At 62.2% G+C, this 6,506-nt stretch carries 10 protein-coding genes; 2 read left to right on the top strand and 8 right to left on the bottom strand.

All coding sequences use genetic code 11. From position 1 onward, the window contains the following. The coding region (locus ABI213_RS10420) for a sigma factor-like helix-turn-helix DNA-binding protein (RefSeq protein ID WP_348026971.1) at positions 1 to 198 on the top strand (198 nt) is incomplete at its 5' end. Between the two features lie 97 nt (positions 199 to 295). Next, positions 296 to 655, top strand: coding sequence for a thioredoxin family protein (locus tag ABI213_RS10415; RefSeq protein ID WP_348007805.1), 360 nt, complete (start codon positions 296 to 298; stop codon positions 653 to 655). A 6-nt stretch (positions 656 to 661) separates the two neighbouring features. On the opposite strand, the gene ABI213_RS10410 is transcribed toward ABI213_RS10415, so the two are convergent. The 8 genes from ABI213_RS10410 to ABI213_RS10375 form a co-directional block, all read right to left on the bottom strand. Beyond that, entirely contained in the window at positions 662 to 1,246 is a 585-nt protein-coding gene (locus ABI213_RS10410) for a DUF2242 domain-containing protein (RefSeq protein WP_348007804.1), read from the bottom strand. A 2-nt stretch (positions 1,247 to 1,248) separates the two neighbouring features. Next, complete coding sequence (locus ABI213_RS10405; RefSeq protein ID WP_348026969.1) at positions 1,249 to 1,617, bottom strand: DOPA 4,5-dioxygenase family protein; 369 nt, start codon at positions 1,615 to 1,617, stop codon at positions 1,249 to 1,251. Beyond that, on the bottom strand, positions 1,614 to 1,853 hold the full coding sequence (locus ABI213_RS10400; RefSeq protein ID WP_348007802.1) for a hypothetical protein: 240 nt from the start codon (positions 1,851 to 1,853) through the stop codon (positions 1,614 to 1,616). The genes ABI213_RS10405 and ABI213_RS10400 overlap by 4 nt, the downstream gene beginning before the upstream one ends. 113 nt (positions 1,854 to 1,966) lie before the next feature. Further along, complete coding sequence (locus tag ABI213_RS10395; protein WP_348007801.1) at positions 1,967 to 2,131, bottom strand: hypothetical protein; 165 nt, start codon at positions 2,129 to 2,131, stop codon at positions 1,967 to 1,969. A gap of 98 nt (positions 2,132 to 2,229) precedes the next feature. After that, entirely contained in the window at positions 2,230 to 2,463 is a 234-nt protein-coding gene (locus tag ABI213_RS10390; protein WP_295954953.1) for a hypothetical protein, read from the bottom strand. A gap of 265 nt (positions 2,464 to 2,728) precedes the next feature. Then, positions 2,729 to 3,790 carry a 3'-5' exonuclease gene (locus ABI213_RS10385; RefSeq protein ID WP_348007800.1) on the bottom strand — a complete coding sequence of 354 codons (1,062 nt, stop codon included), beginning with the start codon at positions 3,788 to 3,790 and terminating at the stop codon, positions 2,729 to 2,731. A gap of 70 nt (positions 3,791 to 3,860) precedes the next feature. Next, positions 3,861 to 4,847, bottom strand: a complete 987-nt coding sequence (locus ABI213_RS10380) for an aldo/keto reductase (protein WP_348007799.1) — start codon at positions 4,845 to 4,847, stop codon at positions 3,861 to 3,863. Between the two features lie 60 nt (positions 4,848 to 4,907). After that, a partial coding sequence (locus ABI213_RS10375; protein ID WP_348026967.1) for an efflux RND transporter permease subunit occupies positions 4,908 to 6,506 on the bottom strand: 1,599 nt, incomplete at its 5' end.

The following is a 6,506-nucleotide window of genomic DNA, read 5'->3' as shown; positions in this document are numbered from 1 at the left end:
AGCCTGACACCGCGCGAAGCCAAGGTGCTGCGCATGCGCTTCGGTATCGAGATGAGCACCGACCACACGCTGGAAGAAGTCGGCAAGCAGTTTGACGTGACGCGTGAACGCATCCGCCAAATAGAAGCCAAGGCGCTGCGCAAGCTCAAGCACCCCAGCCGCTCGGACAAGCTGCGCAGCTTAATCGACACGCTGTAAGCAGCTGCTCTCCAAGGCCCCCGCTTGCCAACGCAGCCGGGGGCTTTTTTATGCATAAAATTAGCCTTTCCCGCACATTCCACCAGCGCAAGCAGCTATGAAACCAGTAGCAAACCCGTCCTCCCCTACCCCCGCACTCTGGGTGGCTTGCCTGTGCGCCGACTGGTGCGGGAGCTGCCGCGACTACCAGGAGCGGTTTGAGCAGGTGGCGCGCGCGTTTTCCGGCGCGCAGTTTGTCTGGGTGGATATTGAGGACCAGGCAGACGTGGTGGACCCCATCGAAGTGGACAACTTCCCGACCGTGCTGGTGGTGGTGGATGGAGCGGTGCGCTTCTTTGGCAGCATCACGCCGCAAATGGAGACGCTGCAGCGTCTGGTGCAGGCACAAATGGAAACGCCACCGGGGTCATTGGCCGATCCGGCAGTGACGGCCCTGGCCCAGCGCTTACGGCGCTAACGGCGTTTAGGGCGCTAGCGGCACCTTCGGCTTGTCCGGTGCCGGAGGTGCCAGTGCCTCGCCGTCTGGCTCTTCCATGTCTTGCGCCAGGTAGTGCTGCACCAGCGCAAAAAAGCGGTCGTAAAACTTCTCGGAGGACACGGTTTCGCTGCCCACCTTGACCATCGCGTCGTTGCTGGAGCTGACCGGCACCGACACCGAACCCAGCACACCCACACCCAGGCTGGCCGAGCTGTTGCTCTTCTTCAGGGCGTAGCGGTCTTGCAGCGCGGTGACAAAGCCCAGGCTGAGTTTGCCGTCTTTGCTCTCGGACGCGCAGACCACGCGGATGTCCATTTGCACATGGATTTCGTTTTCGGGCTGGAAGTTCTTTTGCCCCTGCACCAGCTCTTTGCCCGCAGTGGAAATCACGTAACCCTGGCTCAGCAAGGCGCGCCGGGCGGCTTCGCAGGTGTCGACGGGCGTGGCATCGAACATGCGCGAGTACTTGCCAGACGAGTTGAACTCCTCCTGTTGGGAGATCGGTTTCATCGGACTGGCGCAACCCGCCATAGCGACAGCGACCAGCAAACAGCTCAGGGAAATGCGCATCGTCAATCTTCGGGAATGTCGTAGACCGTGTCCGACCCGGACAGCACCGACAAGTTCAGTGGCCGTACCGCGCCCATCCACATCGCAAAATCGCGGTGGTCGATCAAATCGTTGCCGGTGATGGGGTGGATAAACACCACCAGGCCACGCCGGTGCAGCGCCAGCCAAGGCACCAAGTCGGCAAACACCGAGGGTGCAAAGGCCAGCTGGCAGCTGCCGTCCGGGTGCGGACCGACCGGGCCAGGATGCACCCGGCCCATGGCCAGTTTGAAGCAGCTGGCGGCCTCCAGGCACAGCGCACGGCCCTGCTCCTGCGTGGACGCATCAAAGTACACATGGGCGTGAAAGCCCTTGATGCGGCTGTCGCTCATGGTGCGCGGTGCAGGCGCGGGCTGGCCAGGGCCACGACTTGCTCATTGATAGCGGTATCCACATTGGGATGCCGTGCCGGGGCACTGGGCAACTGCAGCAAGGCACGCAGCTGGGCGACATCCTTGGCGCTGGGGGCGGCCTTGATCTGGGCAATGGCGGCCTGGGCATTGCCGGTACGGATCACCGCCAGCATCTTGGTGACCCACTCACTGGGCCCGGATTTGTGTTTGGACATAGGTCTATTTTGTCACCTGCAGAAACGACAACGCCGCGTAGGCAGCCCGGCAGGGCCCGCCTACGCGGCGTATATTTTGACGCTCAGGCATGCACTGGGCATGCCAAGAAGGCTTAGCCTTGGCGCGCGCGCTTGCCGGGGTTCTTTTTGCTACGTGTAGCCACACCACGCTCCAGGCTGCGCTTTTGGCCGCGGCTGACGGGGCTGGTGTAACCAGGCAAGGGGGTAGGCTTAGGGGAAGCCTTGCGTTCGGCTTCGGTGCGGGGTTCTTGTGCCATTGTGTTTACTCCATAGAAAATGTGACAACCCACGATTAGGCCACAACCGCAGACACGATTTGCCAGCGGTGGGGGTGAAACGGGGTTTTAAATTGAATTTAGCCCGCTGCGGCTTCGTCCATGGCCTGGCACGAGGGTGCACACACGGCTTGCGACTTGCCCAGCACCTTGCGGGTGCCCATCAGTGAACGGGTACGGTGCTTGCCACACAAAAAGCACGACATGGTGGCACCGCCAAAGGATGCTGCCGCCGCAAAAGGAGAACCGGAGGCTTTGGACTTGTAACGCAGGCCGTCGGCCAGCATGGCAGTTTTAGAATCAGCTTTCGCCATGGATAGAGCCTTAGTTGGGTGCCAATCGCAAGGATTTGGCAAGGAAATAATACGGCGCATGGCCGAATCGAAGGCTCTATTATCCCCTCGATTGGCAAGTGACCCGAGCCAAAGGGTGTATACCGTGCAATTGTCGGGGTTGATTCATCCTCAATTTGGAGGATGTTTTGCCAAAAAATTGCTTGACAGTGGCATAAATGCATCTGCACAGCACTATCAATCTCATAGCTGCCAGCGCAGGTGCTGTATGCACCTGGGCCTTATTTCAGCCCAAACTCTTCCAAGACAGTATTCCTGGGCGGTTGGCGTACCGCACATGGGCATCCAGCGCCTCGACCTGCACCCGTGCCGCACGGCCGCTATACACCGCCACCGCCAGCCAATCGCATTCCAGTTGCAAGGCGGCTTCGTCGGTGAGCCTGGTGTGCCACACCTTATGGGCCGCATCCCAGCGGTAGCCGCGCTCCTTGAGCGCGTCTTTGGCGTCAAAAGGTGCGCCGGTGGCTTGCAGGCGGTAGCGGGTGCCCTCGGTGGCGGCCAGCAGGTGCGCCAGGCCGGTGTGGCCTGCCACGGGCAAGGCCGCTTGCAGCACTGCTAACAAGGCGTGGCAGTCCATTTCGGCGCGGTGGGCGTCATAAAACAGACCCAGATCCAACGCCAAGGCGGTGAGTTTGGCCGAATCACGGCCTTCCTGCTTCCAGTCGATATCGGCAAACGAGCAGGCCCAGGCCTTGGCAGCAAACGCGGGCAGGCGGGCTTCAACAAACGGGCGGTCAAATCCGGCGTTGTGCGCCACCACCAGGTCTACGCCGTCCAACAACTCGGCGATGCGGACCTCGTCCAGCGCCTGGCCCGCCACCATGCTGTCGTCGATGCCGGTGATCTTGCGGGCGATGTCGGGAATGGGTTGGCCGGGGTCTTCCAGGCCGTCATACACCTGCACAGGGCCGCAGGGCAAACCGGTGGCGATGTCGATGTCCACACGCAGCAGGGCCAGCTCGATGATCTTGTCACGGCTGTGCTCCAGGCCGGTGGTTTCGGTGTCCAGCACCAGCAGGCGCTTCACGCCCAGAGCAGGCGCGGCGGCGAACTGCAACTGCGGCACCAGGCGGCGCAGCACGCGGTAGTCGGGGTGTTGTTCGAGTTGCAGCGCCAGGGTTTCGGCATCATTGGCAGGCGTAGCAGACTTAGGTTCGGGCACGGGACGTAACGGCACGGGCACCACTACCGTCTCAGGGCCCTCGTTGAACAACAGGCTGAGCTGCTGCTGTGGGTCGGCCGCCAGCGACTTGCGGGTGCGGGGCGGCTTGGCCGGGGAAGAAGGCATCGAAAGGTGCATAAGGCAGGAAGGGCCGCGAGTGTAAACCTGCACCGCCGCCCTGCCCGGGGCTTTCCGCTTAAAACTCCTCGGTATCCACCTCGGATTGCGACTGCGCGTTGTACCGGCCTGCGGTGATGGCGCGGGGAGCCATGAGCGCGTCCAACTGGGCTAGCACGGCGGGGGAAAGTTGCACGTCCGCGGCGGCTAAGTCTTCGTCCAGATGGTCAATTCTGGTGGTGCCGGGGATGGGGATGACGTGCTCGCCCTGCTGCAGCAGCCAGGCAATCGCCAACTGGGCCAGGGTGCAACCGGCTTCCTGGGCGATGGTTTTCAGGCCACCCAGCAACTTCAGGTTGGCGGCGTAGTTGTCAGGCGCAAAGCGGGGCATGCTGCGGCGGATGTCTTTGGCATCCAGTGTGGCCACATCGGTCAGCGCGCCGGTCAGGAAGCCGCGCGCCACCGGGCTGAAGGCCACAAAGGCCGTGCCTAGCTCCTTGCAGGCCTGCAGCACCGCGATCTCGGGGTTGCGCGTCCACAGCGAGTACTCGGTTTGCAGCGCGGTGATGGGGTGCACGGCATGCGCTTTGCGCAAGGTGCTGGCCGACACTTCGGACAGGCCAATGGTCTGGATCTTGCCCTGGCGTACCAGGTCGGACAGCGCACCCACGCTGTCTTCGATGGGCACGGTTTTGTCCCAGCGGTGCAGGTAGTACAGGTCGATCACCTCGGTGCGCAGGCGCTTCAAAGCCTCTTCGCAGGTGCGCTGGATAGTGGCCGGGCGGCCGTCGATGACGCGCTTGCCGTCCACGCCGGTCATGCCGCATTTGCTGGCCAGGGTGAAGTGGCGGCGGTGCTTGGATAGCACTTTGCCGACCAGGTCTTCGTTGGCACCAAAGCCATACAGCGCGGCGGTGTCGAACAGGGTCACGCCCCGGTCCAGGGCGTGCATCAGCACGGCCTCGCCCTGCTCTGCAGTGACCGGCGCACCGTAGGCGTGGCTGAGGTTCATGCAGCCCAGGCCAATGGCGGAAACCTGGAACGGGCCGAGTTGTCTATTTTTCATATAAAAAGTCCTTCTAGCGCAGATGCTACCTGCGCAGGCAGCTATAAATTAAATAGTGCGTCAAGCCTCCACCACTTCCGGTGTGGTGACCGGACCAGTGCCACTGAAGCGCTCCAGCGTCAAATAAATCACCGGCGTGATGAACAGCGTAATGGCCTGTGAGAACACCAGGCCACCCACCACGGCCAGACCCAGCGGCTGGCGCAACTCGGCACCGGCACCAATGCCCAAGGCGATGGGCAATGCGCCCATCAGCGCGGCCATGGTGGTCATCATGATCGGCCGAAAACGCAGGATACAGGCGGTGCGGATGGCTTCGGCCGGGGTCATGCCCTGGTGGCGCTGGGCCTCCAGCGCAAAGTCGATCATCATGATGGCGTTCTTTTTGACGATACCGATCAGCAGCACGATGCCGATGGTGGCGATCAGTGTCAGGTCCTGGCCAAAAAGCATCAGCGTGGCCAGCGCCCCCACCGCCGCCGACGGCAGGCCCGCCAGAATAGTAATGGGGTGGATATAGCTTTCGTACAGCACGCCCAGCAGGGTGTAGATGACCAGCAATGCGGCGATGATCAGAATCGTCTGGCTACCCTGCGAGCTTTGGAACACGGCTGCGTCACCACCATAGCGGGTGATGATGCTGCTCGGCAGCCCAATCGCTACCTGCGCCGCGTCGATCTTGGCGGTGGCCTCTCCCAGGGCCGCGCCAGGCGCCAGGTTGAACGACACCGTGACCGCCTGCAACTGGCCCACGTGGTTGATCGCAGTAGCGCCCACCGTGCGGGTGACGGTGGTGAAGCTGGTCATGGGCACCAAAGCGCCGGTGTTGGAGCGCACATAGATGCCGTTCAGGGCGCGTTCATCCTGCTTGGCATCGGGGGCCACTTCCATGATGACCTGGTAGCTGTCGGTGGGCAGGTAAATGGTGGACACCTGGCGCTCGCCAAACGCACTGAACAAGGCGGTGCGGATGCTGTCGATAGACACACCCAGGGTGTTGGCCGCATCGCGGTCGATCTTGAGCTGGGCGATCAACCCGCGCATCTGCGCATCGCTGGTGACATCGCGGAACAGTGGGTCGCCGCGCAACTGGTCTTGCAGCTTGTTGGCCCAGACATTCAGCTCATCGGCCTTGATACTTTGCATGATGTACTGGTACTGCGCCTTGCTCGGGCGGCCGCCCAGTTGCAGGTTTTGCACCGGCCGCATAAACACGTTGATGCCCGCCACGGCACGCAGCTTCTTGCGCAGGCCTTCCACCACCACCTTCATCTTGGGTCGCTCGGACTGGGGTTTGAGGTTGATAAACATGCGCCCGGTGTTTTGCGAGCCGTTACCGCCGTTGAACGAGCTGACCGTCAGCACATTGGGGTCGGCGCGGACGATGGCCGCCGCCGCCTCTTGCAGCTTGACCATGGCGGGGAAGGAGATGTCCTCTGAAGACTCGGTGCTGACCTGGATCTGGCCGATGTCTTCTTCGGGGAAAAAGCCCTTGGGAATGACCATCACCAGCCAGACCGTGGCCACCAGGGTGGCGGCCGCCAACCCCAGCACGATGTTGCGATGCCGCAGCGCTGCATCCAGCCAGCGGGTATAGCCGGCCAGAAATTTGTCGAAACCGACTTCAAACGAACGAACGATGCGGCCTGGTGGCTTGGC

Origin of the sequence: Rhodoferax sp., assembly GCF_039922535.1 — a bacterium.
GTDB lineage: Bacteria > Pseudomonadota > Gammaproteobacteria > Burkholderiales > Burkholderiaceae_C > Rhodoferax_B.
Note: the sequence above shows the minus strand (reverse complement) of the source record. Positions and strands in the feature narration are given on the sequence as shown.